Source organism: Streptococcus parasanguinis, assembly GCF_023109675.1.
GTDB lineage: Bacteria > Bacillota > Bacilli > Lactobacillales > Streptococcaceae > Streptococcus > Streptococcus parasanguinis_I.
This window is the reverse complement of the sequence record NZ_JALDUR010000011.1, coordinates 1-23,930: the sequence shown is the minus strand read 5'-3', so window position 1 is coordinate 23,930 and position 23,930 is coordinate 1. Positions and strand designations below refer to the sequence as shown.

26 protein-coding genes and 1 tRNA gene are annotated in these 23,930 nt (G+C 40.9%); 9 read left to right on the top strand and 18 right to left on the bottom strand.

Annotated features, from left to right (window positions below):
- The first annotated feature begins 4 nt into the window (after nt 1-4).
- Complete coding sequence (locus tag M1G14_RS08145; protein WP_003010416.1) at nt 5-295, top strand: hypothetical protein; 291 nt, start codon at nt 5-7, stop codon at nt 293-295.
- Nucleotides 296-316: 21 nt separating this feature from the next.
- Here the strand turns inward: M1G14_RS08145 and lytR are convergent, their stop codons facing one another.
- The 4 genes from lytR to M1G14_RS08125 form a co-directional block, all read right to left on the bottom strand.
- Nucleotides 317-1,510: a glycopolymer--peptidoglycan transferase LytR gene (gene lytR, locus M1G14_RS08140; RefSeq protein WP_003010418.1), complete on the bottom strand. Its 1,194-nt coding sequence runs from the start codon at nt 1,508-1,510 to the stop codon at nt 317-319.
- A 13-nt stretch (nt 1,511-1,523) separates the two neighbouring features.
- Nucleotides 1,524-2,054, bottom strand: a complete 531-nt coding sequence (locus tag M1G14_RS08135) for a GNAT family N-acetyltransferase (RefSeq protein WP_003010420.1) — start codon at nt 2,052-2,054, stop codon at nt 1,524-1,526.
- Nucleotides 2,047-2,502 (bottom strand): tRNA (adenosine(37)-N6)-threonylcarbamoyltransferase complex ATPase subunit type 1 TsaE, encoded by a 456-nt coding sequence (gene tsaE, locus M1G14_RS08130; RefSeq protein ID WP_003010422.1) that lies wholly within the window; start codon nt 2,500-2,502, stop codon nt 2,047-2,049. The genes M1G14_RS08135 and tsaE overlap by 8 nt, the downstream gene beginning before the upstream one ends.
- A 178-nt stretch (nt 2,503-2,680) precedes the next feature.
- Nucleotides 2,681-4,102, bottom strand: coding sequence for an NCS2 family permease (locus M1G14_RS08125; RefSeq protein WP_247926501.1), 1,422 nt, complete (start codon nt 4,100-4,102; stop codon nt 2,681-2,683).
- A gap of 175 nt (nt 4,103-4,277) precedes the next feature.
- Here M1G14_RS08125 and M1G14_RS08120 point away from each other — a divergent pair, with 175 nt between their 5' ends.
- The 7 genes from M1G14_RS08120 to serS all read left to right on the top strand — a co-directional run bounded on the left by M1G14_RS08120 (nt 4,278) and on the right by serS (nt 11,372).
- A complete protein-coding gene (locus M1G14_RS08120; protein ID WP_049474385.1) occupies nt 4,278-5,090 on the top strand; it encodes a Cof-type HAD-IIB family hydrolase in 813 nt (270 codons plus the stop codon).
- Between the two features lie 189 nt (nt 5,091-5,279).
- Nucleotides 5,280-6,302: an alcohol dehydrogenase AdhP gene (gene adhP / locus M1G14_RS08115; protein ID WP_045760245.1), complete on the top strand. Its 1,023-nt coding sequence runs from the start codon at nt 5,280-5,282 to the stop codon at nt 6,300-6,302.
- A gap of 375 nt (nt 6,303-6,677) precedes the next feature.
- Nucleotides 6,678-7,667, top strand: a complete 990-nt coding sequence (locus M1G14_RS08110; RefSeq protein WP_003003964.1) for a PTS sugar transporter subunit IIB — start codon at nt 6,678-6,680, stop codon at nt 7,665-7,667.
- A 27-nt stretch (nt 7,668-7,694) separates the two neighbouring features.
- Nucleotides 7,695-8,498: a PTS mannose/fructose/sorbose transporter subunit IIC gene (locus tag M1G14_RS08105; RefSeq protein WP_048789380.1), complete on the top strand. Its 804-nt coding sequence runs from the start codon at nt 7,695-7,697 to the stop codon at nt 8,496-8,498.
- An 18-nt stretch (nt 8,499-8,516) separates the two neighbouring features.
- Entirely contained in the window at nt 8,517-9,428 is a 912-nt protein-coding gene (locus tag M1G14_RS08100) for a PTS system mannose/fructose/sorbose family transporter subunit IID (protein WP_031575187.1), read from the top strand.
- 80 nt (nt 9,429-9,508) lie between these two features.
- Nucleotides 9,509-9,877, top strand: coding sequence for a DUF956 family protein (locus M1G14_RS08095; protein WP_023920226.1), 369 nt, complete (start codon nt 9,509-9,511; stop codon nt 9,875-9,877).
- 217 nt (nt 9,878-10,094) lie between these two features.
- The gene (gene serS, locus M1G14_RS08090) at nt 10,095-11,372 is read left to right on the top strand and encodes a serine--tRNA ligase (RefSeq protein ID WP_003018473.1); all 1,278 of its coding nucleotides are present in this window, start codon (nt 10,095-10,097) and stop codon (nt 11,370-11,372) included.
- A 42-nt stretch (nt 11,373-11,414) separates the two neighbouring features.
- Here serS and M1G14_RS08085 read toward each other — a convergent pair whose 3' ends face one another.
- The 13 genes from M1G14_RS08085 to M1G14_RS08025 form a co-directional block, all read right to left on the bottom strand.
- Entirely contained in the window at nt 11,415-12,185 is a 771-nt protein-coding gene (locus M1G14_RS08085) for an acetyl-CoA carboxylase carboxyl transferase subunit alpha (protein ID WP_021154504.1), read from the bottom strand.
- A complete protein-coding gene (gene accD, locus M1G14_RS08080; protein WP_247926500.1) occupies nt 12,178-13,044 on the bottom strand; it encodes an acetyl-CoA carboxylase, carboxyltransferase subunit beta in 867 nt (288 codons plus the stop codon). Before accD ends, M1G14_RS08085 begins: the two co-directional genes overlap by 8 nt.
- Before the next feature lie 103 nt (nt 13,045-13,147).
- A complete protein-coding gene (locus tag M1G14_RS08075) occupies nt 13,148-14,512 on the bottom strand; it encodes an acetyl-CoA carboxylase biotin carboxylase subunit (RefSeq protein ID WP_003003860.1) in 1,365 nt (454 codons plus the stop codon).
- 13 nt (nt 14,513-14,525) lie between these two features.
- Nucleotides 14,526-14,951 (bottom strand): 3-hydroxyacyl-ACP dehydratase FabZ, encoded by a 426-nt coding sequence (gene fabZ / locus M1G14_RS08070; protein WP_049490988.1) that lies wholly within the window; start codon nt 14,949-14,951, stop codon nt 14,526-14,528.
- The gene (accB, locus tag M1G14_RS08065; protein ID WP_049490989.1) at nt 14,948-15,436 is read right to left on the bottom strand and encodes an acetyl-CoA carboxylase biotin carboxyl carrier protein; all 489 of its coding nucleotides are present in this window, start codon (nt 15,434-15,436) and stop codon (nt 14,948-14,950) included. The genes fabZ and accB overlap by 4 nt, the downstream gene beginning before the upstream one ends.
- Before the next feature lie 3 nt (nt 15,437-15,439).
- On the bottom strand, nt 15,440-16,672 hold the full coding sequence (gene fabF, locus M1G14_RS08060) for a beta-ketoacyl-ACP synthase II (RefSeq protein ID WP_003010454.1): 1,233 nt from the start codon (nt 16,670-16,672) through the stop codon (nt 15,440-15,442).
- Nucleotides 16,673-16,733: 61 nt separating this feature from the next.
- Nucleotides 16,734-17,468 carry a 3-oxoacyl-[acyl-carrier-protein] reductase gene (fabG, locus tag M1G14_RS08055; protein WP_003010456.1) on the bottom strand — a complete coding sequence of 245 codons (735 nt, stop codon included), beginning with the start codon at nt 17,466-17,468 and terminating at the stop codon, nt 16,734-16,736.
- A gap of 12 nt (nt 17,469-17,480) precedes the next feature.
- Nucleotides 17,481-18,401, bottom strand: a complete 921-nt coding sequence (gene fabD, locus M1G14_RS08050) for an ACP S-malonyltransferase (protein ID WP_247926499.1) — start codon at nt 18,399-18,401, stop codon at nt 17,481-17,483.
- Nucleotides 18,402-18,423: 22 nt separating this feature from the next.
- On the bottom strand, nt 18,424-19,389 hold the full coding sequence (gene fabK / locus M1G14_RS08045) for an enoyl-[acyl-carrier-protein] reductase FabK (protein WP_049522748.1): 966 nt from the start codon (nt 19,387-19,389) through the stop codon (nt 18,424-18,426).
- 114 nt (nt 19,390-19,503) lie between these two features.
- On the bottom strand, nt 19,504-19,728 hold the full coding sequence (locus M1G14_RS08040; protein WP_003003892.1) for an acyl carrier protein: 225 nt from the start codon (nt 19,726-19,728) through the stop codon (nt 19,504-19,506).
- A 58-nt stretch (nt 19,729-19,786) separates the two neighbouring features.
- Nucleotides 19,787-20,761 carry a beta-ketoacyl-ACP synthase III gene (locus tag M1G14_RS08035; protein WP_049490993.1) on the bottom strand — a complete coding sequence of 325 codons (975 nt, stop codon included), beginning with the start codon at nt 20,759-20,761 and terminating at the stop codon, nt 19,787-19,789.
- Nucleotides 20,761-21,195 (bottom strand): fatty acid biosynthesis transcriptional regulator FabT, encoded by a 435-nt coding sequence (gene fabT, locus M1G14_RS08030; RefSeq protein WP_003003993.1) that lies wholly within the window; start codon nt 21,193-21,195, stop codon nt 20,761-20,763. The genes M1G14_RS08035 and fabT overlap by 1 nt, the downstream gene beginning before the upstream one ends.
- Nucleotides 21,196-21,291: 96 nt before the next feature.
- A complete protein-coding gene (locus M1G14_RS08025; RefSeq protein ID WP_049482583.1) occupies nt 21,292-22,083 on the bottom strand; it encodes an enoyl-CoA hydratase in 792 nt (263 codons plus the stop codon).
- 240 nt (nt 22,084-22,323) lie between these two features.
- Between M1G14_RS08025 and M1G14_RS08020 the strand changes: the two genes are divergently transcribed.
- Nucleotides 22,324-23,679, top strand: a complete 1,356-nt coding sequence (locus M1G14_RS08020; protein WP_049522749.1) for an aspartate kinase — start codon at nt 22,324-22,326, stop codon at nt 23,677-23,679.
- A 95-nt stretch (nt 23,680-23,774) separates the two neighbouring features.
- Here M1G14_RS08020 and M1G14_RS08015 read toward each other — a convergent pair.
- Nucleotides 23,775-23,848: transfer RNA gene (locus tag M1G14_RS08015), tRNA-Asn, on the bottom strand.
- Nucleotides 23,849-23,930: the final 82 nt, after the last annotated feature.

Here is a 23,930-nt window from a genome sequence, read left to right as displayed (position 1 = left end):
CCATATGAAACTCAAAAATCTCTTTTGGTTTGCAACAGGAGCTAGCATTAGCTACCACTTAGTAAAAAACCGCAAAGAAATCAAAACAGAGGTGACTGAATCCAGCCATTTGGTTAAGGGAATTCAAGATAACCTAGCAAAAATCCAACGCAATCTGGATATTATCCAAGACCAAAAAACCAATCTTCAAGAATTGGTAACGGATTTCCAATACAAAACCAAACTATTTAGTCAACAAGCAACAGCCTCTCTAAAAGAAATTCAAGACATCTGGCAACCAAATAAAAACGATTGAGAAAACTCAATCGTTTTTTTCTTATTCTGAAGGTACCGTAGGTGTCACACTGCTCGACTCTGTAGCTGCTGGAGCAACTGGTGTCACTGGTGCAACAGAACTTTGAGGCGTCACCACTCCCGTATCCTGGGTCGATGGTACAACTGGTAGTTGGTTAAACTCTTGGTAAACAGGTGCTTCCTCAGATGATGCCGCTGGCGTATCACTTTGAGAAGAAGCATTCTTCAACTCTTCATCTCCATCTAATAGGTAAGCATTGGTTTTCAATGTTTTGATTTCTTTTAGTCCCAAAGCTTTGCGGATGATATTTTGAATTTTCAAGAGATGTTTTGAAGTGACAATCTGATAACTTCCGCCATCTGCTAAGGTGGCATCTTCTCCTTTCAGCTGGTACTGATGAATCGTTGAAAGGGCATCTTTATATCCTAGCAATTGAAGAAGGCTATTACTGTCAAGCGCTATGTTGGTTTGCATATTGTCACTAACAGACTCAATGATTCCTTTGTAGTGACTCAAACTATTGAGGCTTAAAACTTTCTCAACAATCTTTTTGATCACTTCACGTTGGCGTTTTTGACGTCCGTAGTCTCCTTCTGGGTCTTGGTAGCGCATGCGTGAATAAACGAGAGCTTGGTCCCCATTAATCTCCTGACGTCCTGGTGCGATCTTAGCCGTATATTCTGGCTCATTTTCCTCGATCGAGATATCGAAGTCGAATGGATTGTTAACCGTGATACCACCAACCTTATCCACTAATTGAACCAATCCCTTCATATTGATCATGACATAGCGGTCAATATGGATATTCAAAAGATCTTGAATGGTCTTAATGGCTAACTTGGCACCACCTTGAGCATAAGCCGAATTCAATTTTGCTTGGACCGTTTCGCCATCTGAAGTAATATTGGTTAGGATATCTCTTTCCAAACTCGTCATGGTTGTTTCTTTTGTTTGAGGATTAACAGTCACCAAAATCATGGTATCACTATTTCCGGCCCAAGGATCTTCCCGAGAACCGCTACCTGTATCAACCCCCATCAAAAGGATAGTCATCGGCTTGTTTTCTGCAATGACATTGGTCTCATTTCCAAAGCCTTTATAGGTCTTACTGAGAGTCCCAGTCGTTTGGTTTAGGATGGTAAGGCCATAAGCCCCAATCCCAATCACTGTTACCGTCAATAAGCTCAAAAACATTAAAATAATTTTTTTAACCATATAGAATCTCTCTCTAATCTATCAGTTTCCCCATAAGGTAAACATCTAAGAATTCTCCTTCAGCTGAACAAGCTCCACGAGCTTGGCAACCTTCGATCTCAAAACCTAACTTTTTATACAGGTGAACTGCTCGTTCGTTGCGCACTTGGACATTCAAGACTAGTTTCCTAAGAACACCGGTCGAGTGCGCCCACTCAATTCCTTCTTCCAACAAGATCTGTCCAAGTCCTTGATTCCAATAAGCTTTTTGAACCACAATAAAGACATCACCAATATGCTGAATGGACCGTTGAGAAGCTGCAGTGATATTTAACAAAGCTGCCAGTTCCTGATCTAGAAATAACAAGAGGCAAATCCGGTTTTCCGCCATCTCTTGCACCATCAGAAATTGTTCCATGTCTGCTGGAGACATGCCAATTCCAGCTTCATCTAGTGTCATGTAATCTGACTCTTTCCCAACTTGATTTAAGAAAACAACGACAAGAGCCGCATCTGCACTGTCAGCTTGCCGAATTTCTACTGTCACTTCCTTTTCCTTAGTCATCCGTTTTTTCCACCTGCTCAAAGGATGTCAGTAAAGCTTCTGCACGCGCTCCATGAGCTTCAAAAGCCAACTCTCGCCCATCTTCTAATTTTCGGATAAAAATTTTTAGATAAGCATCCGAGAGACTGGGCTCAATCAGCTCTCCCCATTCAATAATGGTCGCCCCATCTCCAAATAGAAAATCATCTAAATCAATAGAATCTGGATCATTCCCAATCCGGTAAACATCCAAATGGTATAAAGGCAAGCGACCTTCGTATTCACGAACAATGGTATAGGTCGGGCTTTTAATCATCTGATCAATCCCTAACCCCTTTGCAATTCCTTTGGTAAAGGTCGTTTTTCCTGCTCCTAGATCACCTGATAAGATAATCACGTCTTGCTTTTCTAAGAGTTTTCCTAGCTGTTTTCCTAGAGCGATCAGCTCCGTTTCATTGTGACTAATCATTTCTCTATTATACCAAACTTTTTAAAAATCTGCTCTTTCTTTTAGAAATTGTTCGACTCCGGTTTGTTTTTGAGAAAAAGGAATCAAAGAAAACAGGAAACTCCCCCATTAATTCCCTCGATCCATCTAAAAAGGAATGGGAGACAACTCCCATTCCTTTTTGGCACTTTTCTGATACTTAATTCAAGGCCATGCTAACGTAGTTTAAAATAAAGAGAACATCTAGGATCCAAATCATGCTGTGCACTTCTTTGGCTTCTCCTTTAACCACTTTCACTAAGCTATAGGTGATAAATCCAGCAGCGATCCCTTGTGTAATCGAGTAGCTGAAGCCCATAAAGATAGAGGTGAAGAAGGCAGGAACTGCTTCTGACATATCTTCCCAATGGATATTTTTCAAGCCACTCAACATCATGATCCCAACAACAATCAAAATTGGAGCTGTAGCAGCGGTCGGTACAATCGCCAACAAAGGACTAAAGAGACTTGAAATAGCAAAACAGATTACCACAACCAAGGCTGTCAAACCAGTGCGTCCACCAGCTCCAATACCAGCTGCAGATTCAACATAAGTCGTTACGTTTGAAGTTCCTGCAATGGCTCCGACTGAAGTCGCTACAAGGTCTGAATAGAGGGCCTTATCTAATTTCGCTGATTGATGGTTTTCCCCATTTGTCGCAACAATCCCAACTTTTTCACCCGTACCGATTAAAGTTCCAATTGTATCAAAAATATCAGTCAAGGAGAAGGCTAAAATTGCCATTAAGGTCTCAGGCAAACGAGACGTATTGGAAATCAAAGAACCCAATCCTTTTGATCCCAAAGCTTGACCAAAGATCGTGCCTAAATCATTAAAGGCAGCTCCTAGATGGTTACTTGCAAAGTCAATTTTAGTGATATCAACCACATGGATGAGAATTCCAAGCACAGTCGTTGCTAAGATAGAAAGGATAATCCCTCCCTTAATCCCTTTGACAACAAAGAAAATAGTAATCGCAAGACCAACAAGAGCCAAGAGGACAGCCGGATTGTTAAAATCAACCAATCCAGGAACAGCAGATGCATTGGCTGAGATCGTTGCATTCGCCTTATCTGCTCCTTCCCCGACCACTGTATAGGTATGAGGGTCAATCGTGAATTTCAAAAATCCTGCATTCTTAATCCCAACATAGGCCAAGAAAATCCCAATCCCCGCTGAAATAGCAGAGCGAAGAGCTGTCGGAATCGATTCGATGATCATCTTCCGAACATTTGTCAATGTGATAATCAATGAAATCACTCCACAAATGAAGACCATCCCCAAAGCTTCCTGCCATGAGTAGCCCATACCAAATACAACGGTAAAGGTAAAGAAGGCATTCAAGCCCATTCCTGGTGCTTGTGCATACGGTAAATTGGCATAAAAAGCCATCATCAAGGTTCCGACAACGGATCCAATAATCGTTGCAAGGAAGACCCCTTGAGCTGGCATACCTGTTTGTGACAACATTTGAGGGTTTACGAAGAGAATATAACTCATCGCAAAAAAGGTTGTCAAACCAGCAAGAACCTCTGTTCGAACAGTGGTTCCATGTTCTGAAAGTTTAAAAAACTTATCCATTTCAGAATAAACTCCTTTTTCATCATTCTCGCTCCCAATCAATTTGCGAACGTTATTTCTATTGTACCAAAAGATCTTTCGTCTTTCAAGAAATCCTACTTCTCTTCTTGATTTTTGAGCGCTTTTCCGATTTTTCTGATATAATGGTCTCATTCTTCTCGAAAGGAACCGAATTATGCATAAAAAGATGATCGCTCTAGATTTAGACGGCACCCTCTTAAATTCCGAAAGCAAATTGAGCGACTTTACCATTGATACGATTAAAAAAATTAGTGCTCTTGGCCATAAAGTCATTATTACAACAGGCCGCCCCTATCGTATGGCACACACCTACTACAAACAACTAGAGCTAGATACTCCAATGATCAATTTTAACGGCTCCCTTACGCATCTACCTGAGAAAAAATGGGGGGATGAACAATGTTTGACTTTAGATAAAAAATACCTGCTAGATATGGTCGCTAACCGAGACACCATCCAAGCGGACTTTATCGCTGGCGAATACCGCAATAAATTCTTTATTACCGATCCAAATGAGCACGTTGCAGACCCTAAATTATTCGGTATTGAATCTTTCCAACCAGAAAATCAATTCAATCCCGAGCGGGTAACGAGCGACCCAAACTGTATCCTCTTTCAAACGAAAGCGGAAGACAAATATGCTCTGGCAGATGAAATGAATCGCCATTATGATTACAATCTGTCTATCAATACTTGGGGTGGTCCCTTAAATATTCTGGAATGCAATCCAAAAAATGTGACCAAAGCTTCTGCTCTGACCTACCTTCTAGATAAACTCAATATGGATCAGAAGGATTTGATTGCCTTTGGAGACGAGCACAACGATACCGACATGCTAGCTCTCGCTGGTCATGGATACGCCATGAAAAACGCGAGCTCTGTCCTACTTCCTTACGCGGATTCCGTCACAGATTTTACCAATAATGAGGACGGTGTCGCGCGCCAACTCATTCAATTATTCTTATAATAGGAACAGACATGAGCTATCCCTCATGTCTTTTTCTATCCTAAATACTTAATCGGTTAATCAATACCCTCCTATTTTTTCATTTTTTTCATTGCCTTGCCATCTAGTTTGTGATATTATTAACATAGTTATTAAAGAAGCGCTTTCAAAAATTCTAAACCGCTTCTCGTTCACTTAAGGAGGAACAAAATGAAAGCTGTTGTTGTAAATCCAGAAGGTACTGGTGTTGAAATCGTTGCAAACAAAGACATGCGTCCACTTGAAACAGGGGAAGCTCTTGTTCAAATCGAATACTGTGGTGTCTGCCACACTGACTTGCACGTTGCTCACGGAGACTTTGGTAAAGTTCCAGGCCGTGTTCTTGGACACGAAGGAATCGGTATTGTTAAAGAAGTTGCTCCAGATGTTAAGAGCCTAAAGGTTGGGGATCGTGTCAGTGTCGCATGGTTCTTCGAAGGATGTGGAACTTGTGAATACTGTACAACTGGTCGTGAAACTCTCTGTCGTACTGTAAAAAATGCTGGTTACTCTGTTGATGGAGGAATGGCTGAACAATGTATCGTTACTGCAGATTACGCAGTGAAAGTACCTGAAGGATTAGATCCAGCCCAAGCTTCTTCTATTACGTGTGCAGGTGTTACCACTTACAAAGCTATCAAAGAAGCCAAAGCTGAACCAGGACAATGGATCGTTATCTATGGAGCTGGTGGACTAGGAAACTTGGCTGTTCAATATGCTAAGAAAGTCTTCAACGCACATGTCATCGCTGTCGATATCAACAATGATAAACTAGAATTGGCGAAAGAAGTTGGTGCAGATTTTGTCATCAACGGTCGTGAAGTCGAAGATGTTCCAGGATTGATCCAAGAAAAAACAAATGGTGGAGCTCACTCTGCTGTCGTAACAGCTGTTTCTAAAGTAGCTTTCAACCAAGCAGTAGATTCTGTTCGTGCAGGTGGCCGCGTGGTCGCAGTTGGTCTTCCTTCTGAAATGATGGACCTCAGCATTGTGAAAACGGTATTAGATGGTATCCAAGTCATTGGTTCTCTTGTAGGAACTCGTAAAGACTTGGAAGAAGCCTTCCAATTTGGTGCAGAAGGCTTGGTAGTCCCTGTCGTTCAAAAACGTCCAGTAGAAGATGCTGTCAAAGTCTTTGACGAAATGGAAGCCGGAACCATTCAAGGACGTATGGTACTTGACTTTACAAACTAAACAACTGAACCTACAGGACTAGCCCAACTGGGCTAGTCTTTTTGAGTGCTCTCAATCACTCTCATATACAATTTGTTATATATTTATTTTTTATTTTTGCGGATATAGATCGATTATTGGAATATTTTTATTGAAATTCAAATCCTATGAAACCTACATATCATTGCTTTCTTCTGCCATCATCAACTAATAAACAAGAGCCATTCAAGAGCATTCTTTTTCTATCTAACGATAATTTAATATAATAAATCAATGTTTTTACATCGAGATTTTGATAGAAAAATTGACTTAAGTGTGGAAACGATTTATAATAAAGTAGCTTAAAGTTTTCTTAAACTGAAAGTCAAACAAATTTTATAAGGAGGAATGTCAATAATGAGTATTGGTATCATTATTGCTAGCCACGGTGAATTTGCAGCTGGAATCCACCAATCCGGCTCGATGATCTTTGGGGATCAAGAGAAAGTTCAAGTGGTTACGTTCATGCCAAGTGAAGGCCCGGATGATCTCTATGCTAAATTTAATGCAGCTGTTGCCGCATTTGATGCAGAAGATGAAGTCTTGGTTTTGGCTGACCTTTGGAGTGGTTCTCCATTTAACCAAGCAAGTCGCGTCATGGGAGAAAATCCAGATCGTAAATTTGCGATCATCACAGGATTGAACCTTCCAATGTTGATTCAAGCTTATACAGAACGTTTGATGGATGCAAATGCCGGCGTTGATCAAGTCGCTGCAAACATCATCAAGGAAGCAAAAGACGGTGTCAAAGCCCTTCCAGAAGAATTGAATCCTGTTGAAGAAGCTAGTACAGCCACTGCTGCTCCTGTAGCCCAAGCTGCTATTCCAGAAGGAACGGTTATCGGAGATGGAAAACTCAAGATTAACCTTGCCCGCTTAGATACACGTCTTCTTCATGGACAAGTCGCAACTGCTTGGACACCTGATTCAAAAGCCGATCGGATCATTGTTGCTTCAGATTCTGTTGCTAAAGATGAACTCCGTAAGGAATTGATCAAACAAGCGGCACCGAATGGTGTGAAAGCAAACGTTGTCCCAATTCAAAAATTGATCGACGTTGCAAAAGATCCACGTTTTGGAAATACCCATGCTTTGATCTTATTTGAAACACCTCAAGATGCTCTTCGCGCCATCGAAGGTGGTGTTCCGATTAAAACCTTGAACGTTGGTTCAATGGCCCACTCAACTGGTAAAACCATGGTGAACAATGTGTTATCAATGGATAAAGATGACGTGGCTACATTTGAAAAAATGCGTGATCTTGGAGTAGAATTTGACGTCCGTAAAGTGCCAAATGACTCTAAGAAAGATTTGTTTGACTTAATTAACAAAGCTAACGTTCAATAATCGATTACTTACGAAAGGATTTTAAACATGTCTATTATTTCTATGGTATTAGTGGTCGTTGTTGCCTTCTTAGCAGGTCTTGAAGGTATCCTTGACCAATTCCAATTCCACCAACCCCTTGTTGCTTGTACCTTAATCGGTTTGGTAACAGGTAATTTGACTGCTGGCATTATGCTTGGTGGTTCACTTCAATTTATTGCACTTGGCTGGGCAAACATTGGTGCCGCAGTTGCACCCGATGCTGCCCTTGCATCTGTCGCTGCTGCCATCATCATGGTACTTGGGGGAGACTTCAGTACAAAAGGAATCGCTGTCGCTCAAGGTGTCGCTATTCCACTTGCAGTTGCTGGTCTTTTCTTGACCATGATCGTCCGTACCCTTTCCGTTGGTTTGGTTCACACTGCCGACGCTGCTGCTAGAAAAGGGGATATCAAAGGTGTAGAACGCGCTCACTTTGTGGCCCTTCTTCTTCAAGGTCTTCGTATCGCCATTCCTGCAGCCCTCTTGTTGATGATTCCTGCTGAAACTGTCAAAACTGCTCTTGAACAAATGCCAAAATGGCTCTCTGATGGAATGCAAATCGGTGGTGGTATGGTTGTAGCCGTTGGTTATGCCATGGTTATCAACATGATGGCGAGTCGTGAAGTATGGCCATTCTTTGCCATCGGTTTTGCCCTTGCTGCCGTTAGCCAATTGACCTTGATTGCTCTTGGAGCAATTGGTGTTGCCCTTGCCTTGATCTACCTCACTCTTTCTAAGAAAGGTGGCAATGGAGGTGGCGGAGCCGCTACTTCTAACGATCCAATCGGCGACATTCTCGAAGACTATTAAGAAAGGTGTGACACTATCATGACTGAAAAATTACAATTATCTAAATCAGATCGTCAAAAAGTTTGGTGGCGTTCAACCTTCTTGCAAGGTTCTTGGAACTATGAACGGATGCAAAACTTGGGTTGGGCTTACTCATTGATCCCAGCTATCAAAAAACTCTACACGAAGAAAGAAGACCAAGCGGCTGCTCTTGAACGTCACATGGAATTCTTCAACACTCACCCATACGTTGCCGCTCCTATCATCGGGGTAACACTTGCTCTTGAAGAAGAAAGAGCAAACGGTGCTGCGATTGACGATGCTGCCATCCAAGGGGTTAAAATTGGTATGATGGGTCCTTTGGCGGGTATCGGAGATCCAGTATTCTGGTTTACAGTACGTCCAATTCTTGGGGCTCTTGGTGCATCACTTGCTGCGTCTGGTAACATCCTTGGCCCACTCATCTTCTTTATCGCATGGAATGCGATTCGTATGGCCTTCTTGTGGTATACGCAAGAACTTGGCTATAAAGCAGGTTCTGAAATTACCAAAGATATGTCTGGTGGGATCTTGCAAGACATCACTAAAGGGGCTTCTATCCTTGGGATGTTCATCCTCGCTGTCTTGGTAGAACGTTGGGTATCTATTAAATTCGTCTTCAATGTTTCTTCTGTCAAATTAGACGACAAAGCTTATATCCATTGGGATAAACTTCCTGAAGGTTTCAAAGGAATTCAAGAAGCCTTCGCTCAAGTTGGTTCAGGCCTATCTCAAACACCTGAAAAAGTTACAACTTTCCAACAAAACTTGGATTCATTGATTCCTGGTTTGATGGGATTGCTTCTTACTTTTGCTTGTATGTGGTTGTTGAAGAAAAAAGTATCTCCAATCACTATCATCATCGCTCTCTTTGTAATCGGTGTATTAGCACACGTTGCTGGCTTGATGTAAGCAAAGATCAACTAAAAAGAAGGTTTCGGCCTTCTTTTTATTATGATATAATGGAGTGAACAGCAATACAGGAGGATCTCATGGCTCAATCATTGAATAAAACCGTTGAATTCCATACTACAGGGGTTTCTTACCTTGGAGTGGGGGGAAAGGTTGGAAAAATCCTAGTCGGGAATGCCGCTTTTGAATTTTATGCGGATGCAAATGTTGAAGACTACATCCAAATTCCCTGGCAAGAAATCGAGCGAATCGGAGCCAATGTATCCGGACGTAAAATTAGCCGCCATTTTGAAATCTATACCAGAGAATCAAAATTTCTCTTTGCTTCAAAAGACTCTGGAAAAATTTTAAAAATTGCTCGGGAACATCTAGGAAATGATAAAATTGTCAAACTTCCTACGTTGATCCAAATCATCACGGCTAAAATTAAAAATCTATTTGCAAAATAGGATCTTTTCTTGTATAATAGACGCAAACGGATAAGTAAGTTAAGAGGTTCTTTCAGAAAGTCTGCGGTTGCTGCGAGCAGATAGAAATCTTAATTGAAATTCTACCGTTTCTTTAAAATACAATATCGAATCAAGTGCACACCTGTGAAGTTGGATGGAACCGTGGCTCTGCCACTCCAACACTCTGATAGGTGTGTTTTTTGTTAAAGGAGAAGCTATGTTAGATATTAAACGGATTCGTACAGACTTTGATGCGGTTGCTAAAAAATTGGCAACACGTGGCGTAGATGCAGCTATTTTGAATGAAATGAAAGAAATCGATGCCAAACGTCGAGATATCTTAGTCAAAGTAGAAAATCTCAAAGCAGAGCGTAACACCGTATCTGCTGAAATCGCACAAGCTAAACGCAACAAGGAAAATGCAGATGATAAGATTGCTGCCATGCAAACCCTCTCTGCAGAAGTCAAAGCATTGGATACAGAATTGGCTGAAATCGATGCCAAATTAACTGAATTCACTACTACCCTTCCAAATATCCCAGCTGATAGTGTCCCTGTTGGAGCAGATGAGGATGACAACGTTGAGGTTCGCCGTTGGGGAACACCGCGCGAATTTGGCTTTGAACCAAAAGCTCACTGGGATTTAGGAGAAGACCTTGATATCCTTGACTGGGAACGCGGGGCTAAAGTCACTGGTGCTCGTTTCCTCTTCTACAAAGGACTTGGAGCTCGCTTAGAACGCGCTATCTACAACTTCATGTTGGACGAACATGGCAAGGAAGGCTACACTGAAGTCATCCCTCCTTACATGGTCAACCATGATTCTATGTTTGGTACTGGTCAGTATCCAAAATTCAAGGAAGACACTTTTGAACTTAGCGATACCAATTATGTCCTCATTCCAACAGCCGAAGTTCCTTTGACAAACTACTACCGCGATGAAATTCTTGATGGGAAAGACCTTCCAATCTATTTCACCGCTATGAGTCCATCATTCCGTTCAGAAGCTGGTTCAGCTGGTCGTGATACTCGTGGATTGATCCGTTTGCACCAATTCCATAAGGTTGAAATGGTGAAGTTTGCTAAACCAGAAGAATCATATGATGAATTGGAAAAAATGGTTGTCAATGCTGAAAATATCCTTCAAAAACTGAATCTTCCATACCGTGTAGTAGCTCTCTCAACAGGAGACATGGGCTTCTCAGCTGCTAAGACTTACGACTTAGAAGTATGGATCCCAGCACAAAATACCTACCGTGAAATCTCAAGCTGTTCCAATACAGAAGATTTCCAAGCTCGTCGTGCGCAAATCCGCTACCGTGACGAAGCAGATGGTAAAGTCAAACTTCTTCACACTTTGAACGGTTCAGGGTTAGCTGTTGGACGTACCGTCGCTGCTATTCTTGAAAACTATCAAAACGAAGATGGTTCTGTAACCATTCCTGAAGTTCTTCGTCCATACATGGGTGGTGCAGAAGTCATCGCACCAAAATAAAGTTTAAAAAAACTGAGTCTTGCAATTTGCAAGCTCAGTTTTTTAATATTTACGAAAACGTTGGTAGCGTTGCTCCAGAAGCTCTTCGAGAGGTAAGGCTTGTAAAACCTTTAACTCTTCCTGTAATTCCTTCTTCACTTGAGCCAGTAGTTCTCCATTTGAAAATCCATGCTCGGGAATCACCTTATCGACAATTTCCATATTTAATAATTCGTGAGAAGTAATCTTCATCAACTCTGCTGCTTCCATAGCACGACTTCCATCTTTCCAAAGAATAGAGGCGAAACCTTCTGGACTCAAGACTGCATAGATGGAGTTCTCAAGCATCCAAACCTTATCTGCTACAGCAAGAGCTAAGGCACCACCAGAACCACCTTCTCCGATGATAATCGCGATAATTGGAACTTTTAAATCACTCATTTCCATAAGGTTACGGGCAATGGCTTCACCTTGTCCTCGTTCTTCAGCACCAACACCAGGATAAGCACCCGCTGTATTGATAAAGGTCACAACTGGACGGCCAAATTTCTCTGCTTGCTTCATGAGGCGCAAAGCTTTTCGATAGCCTTCTGGATGTGGTTGTCCAAAATTACGTTTTAGATTATCCTGAAGATTTTTTCCTTTTTGGATCCCAACGACTGTAACCGTTTGATCGCCTAAGCGTCCAATCCCACCAATCACCGCACCATCATCACGGAAGTTTCGATCTCCATGCAATTCGATAAAATCATCAAAAATTCCTTGAGCAAAATCAAGAGCAGTCAATCTTCCTTGGTCACGTGCTTCTTTAATAATCTGTGTTATTTTACTCATGTTTACCTCCATGAAGGGCCAATAATTGTCCAACTGTTGCTCGGATTTGGCTTCTCTCCACGATCAAGTCTACAAATCCATGTTCTTGTAGAAATTCTGCTTTTTGGAAATCATCTGGCATTTTTTCACGCACAGTTGATTCGATCACGCGACGACCGGCAAACCCGACCAAGGCCTGACTCTCTGCCATGATAATATCACCTTCCATAGCAAATGAGGCTGTCACCCCACCAGTTGTCGGATCTGTCAATACTGTCAAATAGAATAATTTTTCTTTAGAATGATGTTGAACAGCCGCAGAAATCTTTGCCATTTGCATCAAACTCACGATTCCTTCTTGCATCCGAGCACCACCGGAAGCGGTAAAGAGAACAACTGGCAATTTTTCTTTTGTCGCAAATTCAAATAAACGAGTAATTTTTTCACCTACTACAGAACCCATTGAAGCCATGATAAAGTTGGAATCCATGATCCCAAGCGCAACTTTTTGCCCTTTAATCAAGGCAGTGCCAGTTAGGACAGCTTCATCCAGTCCTGTCATTTCCCGAACTGCTGCTAGTTTCTTCTTATAATTTGGGAAATTCAAAGGATCTGTTGTTTCGATTCCTGTAAACATTTCTTCAAAGCTAGCTGGATCCACTGTCAGCGCCAAGCGTTCTTTAGCAGAAATACGGAAGGTATAGCCACAATTCGGGCATACTCGTTCACTACCTAAATCCTTTTGGTAAATGGTATGTTTACAACCTGGGCATTGTGAAAATAGTTCATCAGGAACTTCAGGTTTTGGCTGAGGCTCCTTCCAGGCTGACCTATTCGGATTGATCCGAATATATTTATCTTTTTTAGAAAATAATGCCATTACTTACTCCTTATAATATGCTACAGTATCTGAAGCATTACTATAAAAGCCTGAAACTGTGAAGATGATGTTCATACTTCCCTCACAAGTCCAGGCTTTTTCATCATTCCTTATTATAATTTGGAAGGAATTGTTCCATCAAAAATGCAGTGTCATAATCACCAGCGATCACATGTGAATCTGAAATCAAATCCAACTGGAAACTGCTATTGGTTGTGACACCATCGATTTCCAACTCATAAAGAGCACGCTGCATTTTCATCAGTGCATCAAAGCGATTTTCCCCATGGACAATGATCTTGGCAATCATACTATCATAGTATGGTGGAATCGTATAACCAGGATACACAGCAGAATCCACACGCAAGCCAACCCCACCACTTGGAAGATAGAGATTAGTGATCTTACCTGGGCTTGGTGCAAAGTTAAAGGAAGGATTTTCCGCATTGATCCGGCATTCAATCGCATGACCTTTAATGACAATATCCTCTTGAGTAACGGATAATTCTTGTCCAGCTGCGATTTTAATCTGTTCCTTAACGATATCAACTCCTGTTACAAATTCCGTGACAGGATGCTCTACTTGCACACGGGTATTCATTTCCATAAAGTAGAACTCACCCTTGCCTTCATCATACAAGAATTCAATCGTTCCAGCATTCTCATACCCAACTGATTCAGCAGCCCGAACAGCAGCAGAACCAATTTGATTACGAAGAGTTTTTCCGATAGCAATTGAAGGGGATTCTTCTAAAACCTTTTGGTTATTTCGTTGAAGAGAGCAATCGCGTTCACCTAAGTGAATGACATGTCCATGCTGATCCGCTAAAATCTGTACTTCAATGTGGCGTGCCGGATAAATTACCCGCTCCATATACATGGCACCATTCCCAAAAGCAGCTTGAGCTTCTGAGGAAGCAGATTCAAAAGCAGCAACCAAATCTTCTGGTTTTTCAACCTTCCGAATTCCCTTACCACCGCCTCCTGCAGATGCTTTCAACATCACAGGGTAACCAATACGCTCTGCAATCTCGAGGGCTTCTTCAGCAGTATACACTTCACCATCTGATCCAGGAATAACAGGCACTCCTGCTTTGATCATCTGTTTACGAGCATTAATCTTATCCCCCATCAAATCCATGACTTTAGCAGAAGGACCAATAAATTTAATGCCCACTTCCTCACACATGGTTGCAAATTTTGAGTTTTCACTTAAAAATCCAAAACCAGGGTGGATAGCTTCTGCACCTGTTAAGACAGCTGCAGACAAGACAGCACTCATATTCAAATAAGATTCTGTTGATTTAGCAGGGCCAATACAGACTGCTTCATCCGCTAGTAAGGTATGCAAGGCTTCTTTATCAGCAGTAGAATACACCGCAACCGTCTCGATGCCAAGTTCACGAGCCGCACGAATAATGCGCACTGCAATCTCACCACGATTGGCGATTAAGATCTTACGAAACATAGATAGGCCTTTCTTAATTTCCAATTGCAAAAGTAAGTGTTCCTGAAGCTGCAAGCTTACCGTCTACCTCTGCTTTCGCTTCAACAACAGCAATGGTTCCACGACGTTTGACAAAAGTAGCTGTCATCACCAGTTGATCTCCTGGAACGACTTGTTTTTTAAACTTCACCTTGTCCATCCCTGCATAAAAGACTAATTTCCCTTTATTTTCAGGTTTTGACAACTCTAATACACCTGCTGTTTGTGCCAAAGCTTCCATGATGAGAACACCTGGCATAACAGGATATTGTGGAAAATGTCCATTAAAAAATGGTTCATTAATTGTCACGTTTTTAATGGCAACAATCGTATCTTCGCTTGTTTCTATAACGCGATCCACCAAAAGCATTGGGTAACGATGCGGCAAAGCCTCACGAATAGCATTAATATCAATTGTCATTTGATTCGAACCAATCCTTTTCCAAATTCAACCATTTCTTCATTCGTTACCAAAATTTCAGTGACTACCCCATCTTTTGGTGCTGGGACTTCATTCATCACTTTCATGGCTTCGATAATCAAGAGTGTTTGACCCTTAGTAACTTTGTCTCCTACAGATACAAAGGCTGGTTTATCCGGTGCTGGCGACAAGTAAGCCACCCCAACCAATGGACTTTCAACCACATCACCTTCTGCAGCCTGAGCTGGAGCAGCAACTGGTTCAGCCGCTACAGCTGGAGTTGCTGATGCTTCAACAACAGGGGCTACTACAGGAGTTTGAGGAGCTGCTACCACTTCAACTGCAGGAGCAACCGGTGTAGCCGCAACTGAACTCGTTTGGTTTTTACTCAAATTCAATTCTTCGCCATTATTTTTATATGAGAATTCACGCAAAGTTGACGCATCAAATTGAGCCAACAAATCTTTGATTTCAGAAATATTCATGAATTAACCCTCCCAACGTTTAAAGGCCAGAACAGCATTGTGTCCTCCAAAACCAAAGGTATTTGAGATAGCGTACTGAATATCCGCTTCTTGACCTTCACCATAAACAACGTTTGCTTCGATATAGTCAGACAATTCTTTAGTACCAGCAGTTTTTGGTACAAAGCTGTGACGAATCGCTTCGATGGTAGCAATCGCTTCAACCGCACCAGCAGCACCTAACAAGTGTCCTGTAAATGATTTAGTAGATGATACAGGAACTTCTTTACCAAGGACAGAAACAATAGCTCCGCTTTCACCTTTCTCATTAGCAGGTGTAGATGTACCATGCGCATTGACATAATCGACATCTTCAGGCTTGATACCCGCTTCATTGATCGCTAATTTAATCGCTTTAGCAGCACCTGAACCATCTGGTGTCGGTGTTGTCATATGGTAGGCATCACAGTTCGAACCGTAACCAACAATTTCAGCTAAAATATTAGCACCACGTTTTTGGGCATGTTCCAAGCTTTCGATGACAAGAACCCCTGCACCTTCACCCATCACAAAACCATTACGGTCTTTGTCAAATGGGATAGATGAACGTTCTGGATCTTCCGTTGTTGAAAGGGCCGTAAGGGCATTAAAACCACCGATACCAATCTTGGTAATTGAAGCTTCAGCACCACCTGCCAAAACAACATCATGCATACCAAATTTAATTTCACGGAAAGCTTCACCAATGGCATCATTAGCAGAAGCACAAGCTGTTGTTACGGATTTACATACCCCTTGAGCCCCAATCTTAAGTGCGATGTTTCCAGCACCCATGTTTGAAAGAGCTTTTGGAATAAACATTGGTTGGATTCTCTTCATCCCACGTTCATGCATCCGGATAATTTGATCTTCCAATTCTTGCAAACCACCGATACCAGATGATACAATCACGCCTACTCGATCACGGTCTTCTTCTTCCATATTCAAGCCTGAATTTTCAATAGCTTCCATCGCAGCATAGATTGCATACAATGAGTAAGTATCCATACGATTTTGATCTTTTTTCACAAAATATTTATCGAATGGGAAATCTTGAATTTCACCAGCATTAAAGACTGGAATTTCAGAAGCATCAAATTTCGTAATGGGCTTGATTCCAATTTTTCCTTCATGAAGGCTATTCCAGAACTCCTCTGGTGTATTTCCGATTGGTGAGGTTACACCGTAACCTGTAACAACAACACGATTTGTAGACATATATATTCTCCTTTTGTCGGATGGATATTTAAGTAAGTGATTTTCGATCAGTAAGCATTCATTATTGCATAGTCATGCCGCCATCAATGGCAATTGTTTGACCAGTTAAATATTCTTGACCTGCCAAGAAAGCCGCAACTTCTGCCACTTCTTCAGCTTGACCAATTCGTTTCATTGGCACTTGAGCTAGCATGGCATCTTTCATTTTCTCTGGAATAGCGTCTGTCATATCTGATTCAATGAAACCAGGTGCAATGGCATTCACACGAACGCCACGAGCCGCAACTTCACGCGCAACGGATTTGGTAAAACCAATCAATCCAGCTTTTGAAGCTGCATAGTTCGCTTGACCAATATTCCCCATTAGACCAACAACAGAGGACATGTTGATAATGGCACCTTGACGCGCCTTAGACATTGGTTTTAAGACAGCTTGTGTCATATTGAAGGCACCAGTCAAGTTGATTTTCAAGACCCGTTCAAAATCTTCTTCAGTCATTTTCAACATCAACTTGTCATTTGTGATGCCAGCGTTATTGACCAAAACATCAACACTCCCAAGCTTTTCAATTGCTTCAGCCACCATACGTTGAGCATCTTCGCCATTCGAAATATCCCCAGAAATACCAACAACAGTCACACCATAGTCAGCAAACTGTGCAAGCAAGTCCTCAGAAATTTCAGAACGTCCATTTAGGACAACATTGGCACCGAGACTCGCAAATTTATGAGCCACAGCCAATCCAATTCCGCGTGTTGAACCTGTTACAAAAACATTTTTATTTTTAAGTTCCATCTTTACCTCGTTTTAAGCATTCAGAAGTGCATCTAGACTAGCCTTATCTTCGACGTTATGAGTTGGAAGAGTTTTATCAATTTTCTTCAAGAATCCTGACAAGACTTTTCCAGGTCCGATCTCGATGACTTCATCTACACCAAAGTCTTGAATCGTAGCAATTGAATCATAGAAACGAACCGGTTCTTTTACTTGACGGGCCAAAAGTGCTTTCACATCTTCTGACTTCATGATAGTAGCTTCTGTATTCCCAACTAAAGGAAGATCAAAATCATTAAATGATACTTTTTCTAGTTCAGCCGCCAATTTTTGACTAGCAGATTCCAGTAAGGCTGTGTGGAATGGACCTGACACATTCAAAGGGATCAAGCGTTTGGCACCTGCTTCCTGCAATAGTTCCACAGCATAGTCCACAGCTGCAACCTCACCACCAATCACAATTTGTGCGGGTGTATTGTAGTTAGCTGGTGTCACTACACCCTTTTCAGATGCTTGTTGACAAATCTCTTCGATCAAACTTGGATCTGTATTCATAACAGCAACCATTTTCCCACTTCCAGCGGGAGCTGCCGTTTCCATGAATTCACCTCGTTTCGCAACCAAAGCTACTGCATCTTCAAACGAAAGAGCTCCAGCCGCAACCAGGGCAGAATATTCCCCCAAAGAGAGGCCGGCAACAATATCAGGAGTGATACCATTTTCTACTAAGAGACGATAAATGGCTACTGACGTTGTCAAAATAGCTGGTTGAGTATAGCGTGTCTGATTCAGTTTTTCTTCGTTAGAATCAATCAATTCACGCAAATCATAGCCTAGAATACGACTAGCCGTATCAAATGTCTCTTTAACAACGGGATAAGCCGCATACAAATCGCTCGCCATGCCCAATTTCTGAGCCCCTTGACCAGCAAATAAGAACGCACGTTTTGTCACTATCCTAATCCTTTCGACGTTTTTAGACGTTTACATCTGCCCAACGAGCAGCCTCTCTTTGAATCACCTTGGCTGCACCATAATAGATATCTTCTAGAATTTCAGCACAAGTTTCTTCCTTGCTCACAAGACCAGCAATTTGGCCTGCCATTACAGACCCATTGTCAACATCTCCATCAACAACAGCATTGCGAAGCGCACCTGCTCCTAATTCTTCAATTTCTTCTTGAGTCTTCTTACCTGCCAAGAAATCTTTTTCAGCTTGGTTATAGGCAGAAGCCAATTTATTCTTGATCGCACGAACAGGGTGTCCAACAACTGATGCTGAAACTACCGTATCAATATCTTTCGCTTTCAAGATTTTATTCTTAAAGTTTTGGTGAGCATTAGATTCTTTAGCAACCACGAAACGAGTTCCCACCTGAACAGCTTCGGCACCTAACATAAAGACAGCTGCAGCACCGGCACCATCAGCGACACCTCCAGCACCAATTACTGGAATAGAAACAGCTTCAACCACTTGACGAACCAAGGTCATAGTCGTCAATTTACCAATGTGACCTCCAGCTTCCATCCCTTCTGCAATCACTGCATCGGCACCTAATTTTTCCATCCGTTTTGCAAGGGCAACAGATGGAACAACAGGAATGACAGTGATCCCTGCTTCATGGAAACGATCCATGTATTTCCCAGGATTTCCAGCACCAGTTGTAACAACTTTTACACCTTCTTCAATCACCAGGTCAACAATGTCATCCGCGAATGGGGACAAAAGCATGATATTTACACCAAAAGGTTTATCTGTAATAGACTTCACTTTATCAATGTTAGCCTTTACAACTTCTTTTGGAGCGTTCCCGCCACCAATGATTCCAAGACCACCGGCATTTGATACTGCACCAGCCAAGTCACCATCAGCGACCCATGCCATCCCACCTTGGAAGATTGGATATTTAATATTCAATAGTTCAGTAATTCGTGTTTGCATTATACCTACCCCTTTTTTCGCTTAAGTAATAGTTTGAGTTTAAAAGATTGTTTCTTTGAGCCTCAAACTATTACCTAAACAAGAGAGAATATCTTTCGATACTCTCATCTATCATTATTTTGTTTTTTCTTCTACGTAAGCGACAAGGTCACCAACTGTAGACAATCCTTCTTCAGTTTCGATTTGGATGTCAAAAGCATCTTCAATTTCAGAGATAACTTGGAACAAATCCAATGAATCTGCTTCTAAATCTTCGAATGTAGATTCAAGAGTTACTTCTGATGGTTCTTTACCAAGTTCTTCAACGATAATTTCTTGTACTTTTTCAAATACTGCCATGATAGGCCTCCTTAAAAAATAATATATAAATTTTTAAAATGTGTTTCCACATATTTAACTAGATTGTAACAAGAAGTGTGCCCCATGTCAAACCTCCACCGAATCCTGTCAGAAGAATTTTTTGACTTCCATCCATCTTGATTCGATGATTCTCGACACACTCCGATAATAGAATGGGGATACTAGCAGCACTAGTGTTCCCATATTCCATCATATTTGCTGGGATTTTCTCTCTAGAGACACCCAGTTTTTTTGACATCTTATCTAACATTCGGTCATTCGCCTGGTGTAACAGAAAATAGTCAATCTCTTCTGCTTCCATAGAGGCGTCTGCTATAATTTTTTGAATACTTTTCGTGACATCACGAATGGCAAAATCAAAAACTGCCCGTCCATCCATTGTCAGATACCTTCGATCAGAAACTTCATCTGAATAAGGAGAAGACAAACCCAAATAGCAAGACTCAAGACTAGCACCTCGGCTACCATCTGTAAAAAGATTCTCAGCCAAAAACGATTTTTGATCGCTTGCTTCAAGCAAGACACCACCAGCTCCATCTCCAAAAAGGACTGAAGTGGAACGGTCTGACCAGTCTAATACTTTTGAAAGCGTCTCACTACCGATCACAATTCCTCGCCGGTACATACCTGAAGAAATGTATTTTTCAGCAGTGGCTAATGCAAATACAAATCCGCTACATGCTGCAGTCAGATCAAAGGCAAAAGCTCGAGAAGCTCCAATATTAGCTTGTACCCGGGCTGCAGTTGATGGCATTAAGCTGTCTGGAGTAATCGTAGCAACAACGATGAAATCAATTTCCTCAGCATCTAAGTTTGCTTTTGCTAATAATCTTTGTGCAACAATTGTTGCTAGATCACTTGTCGTCTCATCTTTTGAAATGTGACGCCGAAGGATACCTGTCCGACTACTGATCCATTCATCACTTGTATCCATGATCTCAGCCAAATCATCATTTGATACGACTTGGTCAGGTGCATAATGAGCAACTTGACTAATTTTAGCAAAGACCATTATTTAATTTCCTCCAAGAAACGATACAGATTTTGCAATCCTTTTTGCATCACTTTCTTCTCTTCGGGACTCATATCTCCAATAATCTGGTTGACCATCCGTTTATGGAATTGCTGATGAAGACGATAAAGTAGACGACCGTTCTTCGTTAAACTCAAGTGTACAACCCGGCGATCAACTTCCGATCTTCTTCTTTCGATATACCCTTTGCGCTCAAGATTATTCAAACTTGTCGTGACAGTCCCCAAAGTCACCATCAACTCCCGTGAAATATCACTCGGGGTTGCATTCGGTGTCGAACCAATCACATCGATCGTATGCATTTCTTTAATAGAAACATCTTTGAATCGACTTGCTCTTAGGCTCGACTCCTCAATAACCAAAACATTATTAAAGATGGATGTTAAATAGTCGTTAACTAATTGGTAATTCAAAACTCCACCTCCTAATTTTACTTTGATAGTCAAATTTTATCAAAAATGAAAATAATTTGCAAGCATTTTTTCACAAAACATAGAAAAATTACAAATTTATTTTCCTTTAAATTGTGGCCGACGTTTCTCAGAGTAGGCAATAACCCCTTCCTTGAAATCTTCTGTAAATGCTAGTTTCTTTTGCAAATCCAATTCAAGACCCGCATATTGGTCCCATTCTTTCAAGAATGCTTCCCAAACCATTTCTTTCATGGCAGCATAAGAATTTGAAGATCCTCTTCTTAATTTTTTAAGCAATTGCTCAACGGTTTTATCGAGTTTTTCAGATTCACAAACACGATAAGCTAGGCCATAATCAAATGCTTTTTCAGCAGTCAAGGCTTCACCCGTCATTACTAAATGAGTAGCCCGAGACATGCCAATGGCTTTTCCTAACAAGAATAACCCACCCGCATCTGGTGCTAAACCAACCCCAACAAAGGCTTGGATAAATTTAGTACGATCACTAATAATACAAAAATCAACAGCTACTGCAATGTTAGCAGCTGCTCCAGCAACCGCTCCATCTGCCACCATAATAACCGGTTTTGGCAATTGCTTGATTTTCTTTGAAATCGTATTAACTAATTCGGCAATTAAAACAAGAGACTCGATGTCATCCGCATCGACTGCGCGTTTCATTTCGCTCAAATCTCCACCAACTGAAAAGATTTTCCCTTCTGCTGATAGAATAATGAATTTTACTTCCTCATTTTTTTCTGCATCTTCCAGGGCAGCTAAAATTTCCTGACACATTGGAATGTTAAAACCATTGGATACTTCAGGACGATTTAAAGAGATTGTCGCGAGGTCGTTTTCGACAGAATACAAAATTGTTTCAAACATCACAGACTCCTTTTGTTTAAATATAAAATATTTTGATATTAAAACTTTTGAATTATAACATATCATACCACAAAAAAGTAAAATAGTAAAATATATCTATAAGATGTAACAAAATTGTAAAATTTGAATAATTACAATTTCTCTCCTCTACAGAATCAATTATTTTATGCCCTATCTGTAAATACATTGTATCAATAACTGAACTTTGGTATAATGTATTAATGAAACTATTAAGGAGAAAATATGAAAGTAACTAAATTCGGTGGAAGTTCTCTAGCATCAGCTTCTCAATTAAAAAAAGTACTTGATATCATTAAAGATGATCCAGAAAGAAGATTTGTAGTTGTATCAGCTCCAGGTAAGCGCAACGCTGAAGACACAAAAGTAACAGATGCTCTGATCCGCTATTATAAAGAATATACTTCAGATAAGGATGTCACACAAACACAACAGTGGATTATTGAACGTTATCGTGCCATTACAGAAGAATTGGGTCTCAAAGATTCCATTATTCAAGAAATTGCTGAAGATATCTATGATTTAACAAATTTACCTAAAAAAGGGAATCCATTCACATACGATGCATTCTTAGCAGCAGGCGAAAATAACAATGCTAAACTCATTGCTGCTTATTTCAATCAAAATGGATTAGAAGCAAGATATATCCATCCAAAAGAGGCAGGAATTACGGTCACTGCAGAACCATCCAACGCTCGTATTTTACCATCTAGTTACGATAAAATTGAAGAACTAAAAGATTCAAGTGAAGTGATTGTCATTCCAGGTTTCTTTGGTGTTACTCAAGATGGTGACATTTGTACATTTTCTCGTGGTGGATCTGACATTACAGGATCGATCATTGCAGCAGGTGTAAAAGCAGACTTATACGAAAACTTTACAGACGTAAATGGTATTTTTGCGGCACATCCAGGTATTATTAAACACCCACATTCTATTCCTGAATTAACCTACAAAGAAATGCGCGAATTGGCCTATGCTGGTTTTTCAGTCTTGCATGATGAAGCACTCGTTCCAGCATACAGAGGTAAAATTCCATTAGTCATTAAAAATACTAATAATCCAGACCACCCTGGAACCCGCATTGTTTTGGAACATTCAAATGATCATGTGACTGTTGTAGGAATTGCAGGTGATTCAGGATTCGTTAGTATTAACACTACAAAATACCTTATGAACCGTGAAGTCGGTTTTGGTCGAAAAGTCCTTCAAATTTTAGAAGATCTAAATATCAGTTGGGAACATATGCCAACAGGAATCGATGACTTGTCCATCATTTTGCGTTCACGTGAACTGACTCCAATCAAAGAACAAGAAATTTTAAAACAATTAACGCAAAAACTCGAAGTTGACACAGCCGAAATTGAACATGATCTTTCCATCATTATGATTGTTGGGGAGAAAATGAAGAGTCAGGTAGGGGTTACTGCCACTGCAGCCAAAGCACTATCAGAGAATGAAGTGAATATTCAAATGATCTCTCAAGGTTCTAGTGAAGTTTCCATTATGTTCGTTGTAAGTAAAGATCAAGAAGAAAAAGCAATTAAAGCCTTATATCAAGCATTTTTCCCAAATAACTAAATAGAGAAAAGCTCCGTTAACTAAACGGAGCTTTAATTAACATTAAAATCAAAAGTAAAAAAAGAGACCAATTACTTGATCTCTTTTATTCTATACTCCGCCAGTAGGACTCGAACCTACGACATCATGATTAACAGTCATGCGCTACTACCAACTGAGCTATGGCGGAATCAAGCTAAGCGACTACCTTATCTCACAGGGGGCAACCCCCAACTACTTCCGGCGTTCTAGGGCTTAACTGCTGTGTTCGG

Coding starts and splice junctions, on each gene's coding strand:
- tsaE (WP_003010422.1), bottom strand. CDS start 2,502: ATGATTAGTCACAATGAAACGGAGCTGATCGCTCTAGGAAAACAGCTA.
- fabK (WP_049522748.1), bottom strand. CDS start 19,389: ATGCAAACACGAATTACTGAACTATTGAATATTAAATATCCAATCTTC.
- M1G14_RS08100 (WP_031575187.1), top strand. CDS start 8,517: ATGACTGAAAAATTACAATTATCTAAATCAGATCGTCAAAAAGTTTGG.
- accD (WP_247926500.1), bottom strand. CDS start 13,044: ATGGCATTATTTTCTAAAAAAGATAAATATATTCGGATCAATCCGAAT.
- lytR (WP_003010418.1), bottom strand. CDS start 1,510: ATGGTTAAAAAAATTATTTTAATGTTTTTGAGCTTATTGACGGTAACA.
- M1G14_RS08105 (WP_048789380.1), top strand. CDS start 7,695: ATGTCTATTATTTCTATGGTATTAGTGGTCGTTGTTGCCTTCTTAGCA.
- fabZ (WP_049490988.1), bottom strand. CDS start 14,951: ATGACAATTGATATTAATGCTATTCGTGAGGCTTTGCCGCATCGTTAC.
- serS (WP_003018473.1), top strand. CDS start 10,095: ATGTTAGATATTAAACGGATTCGTACAGACTTTGATGCGGTTGCTAAA.
- M1G14_RS08095 (WP_023920226.1), top strand. CDS start 9,509: ATGGCTCAATCATTGAATAAAACCGTTGAATTCCATACTACAGGGGTT.
- M1G14_RS08125 (WP_247926501.1), bottom strand. CDS start 4,102: ATGGATAAGTTTTTTAAACTTTCAGAACATGGAACCACTGTTCGAACA.
- M1G14_RS08020 (WP_049522749.1), top strand. CDS start 22,324: ATGAAAGTAACTAAATTCGGTGGAAGTTCTCTAGCATCAGCTTCTCAA.
- M1G14_RS08120 (WP_049474385.1), top strand. CDS start 4,278: ATGCATAAAAAGATGATCGCTCTAGATTTAGACGGCACCCTCTTAAAT.
- adhP (WP_045760245.1), top strand. CDS start 5,280: ATGAAAGCTGTTGTTGTAAATCCAGAAGGTACTGGTGTTGAAATCGTT.
- M1G14_RS08135 (WP_003010420.1), bottom strand. CDS start 2,054: ATGACTAAGGAAAAGGAAGTGACAGTAGAAATTCGGCAAGCTGACAGT.
- M1G14_RS08040 (WP_003003892.1), bottom strand. CDS start 19,728: ATGGCAGTATTTGAAAAAGTACAAGAAATTATCGTTGAAGAACTTGGT.
- M1G14_RS08145 (WP_003010416.1), top strand. CDS start 5: ATGAAACTCAAAAATCTCTTTTGGTTTGCAACAGGAGCTAGCATTAGC.
- fabG (WP_003010456.1), bottom strand. CDS start 17,468: ATGGAACTTAAAAATAAAAATGTTTTTGTAACAGGTTCAACACGCGGA.
- M1G14_RS08075 (WP_003003860.1), bottom strand. CDS start 14,512: ATGTTTCGTAAGATCTTAATCGCCAATCGTGGTGAGATTGCAGTGCGC.
- fabF (WP_003010454.1), bottom strand. CDS start 16,672: ATGTCTACAAATCGTGTTGTTGTTACAGGTTACGGTGTAACCTCACCA.
- M1G14_RS08085 (WP_021154504.1), bottom strand. CDS start 12,185: ATGAGTAAAATAACACAGATTATTAAAGAAGCACGTGACCAAGGAAGA.
- M1G14_RS08110 (WP_003003964.1), top strand. CDS start 6,678: ATGAGTATTGGTATCATTATTGCTAGCCACGGTGAATTTGCAGCTGGA.
- M1G14_RS08035 (WP_049490993.1), bottom strand. CDS start 20,761: ATGGTCTTTGCTAAAATTAGTCAAGTTGCTCATTATGCACCTGACCAA.
- accB (WP_049490989.1), bottom strand. CDS start 15,436: ATGAATATTTCTGAAATCAAAGATTTGTTGGCTCAATTTGATGCGTCA.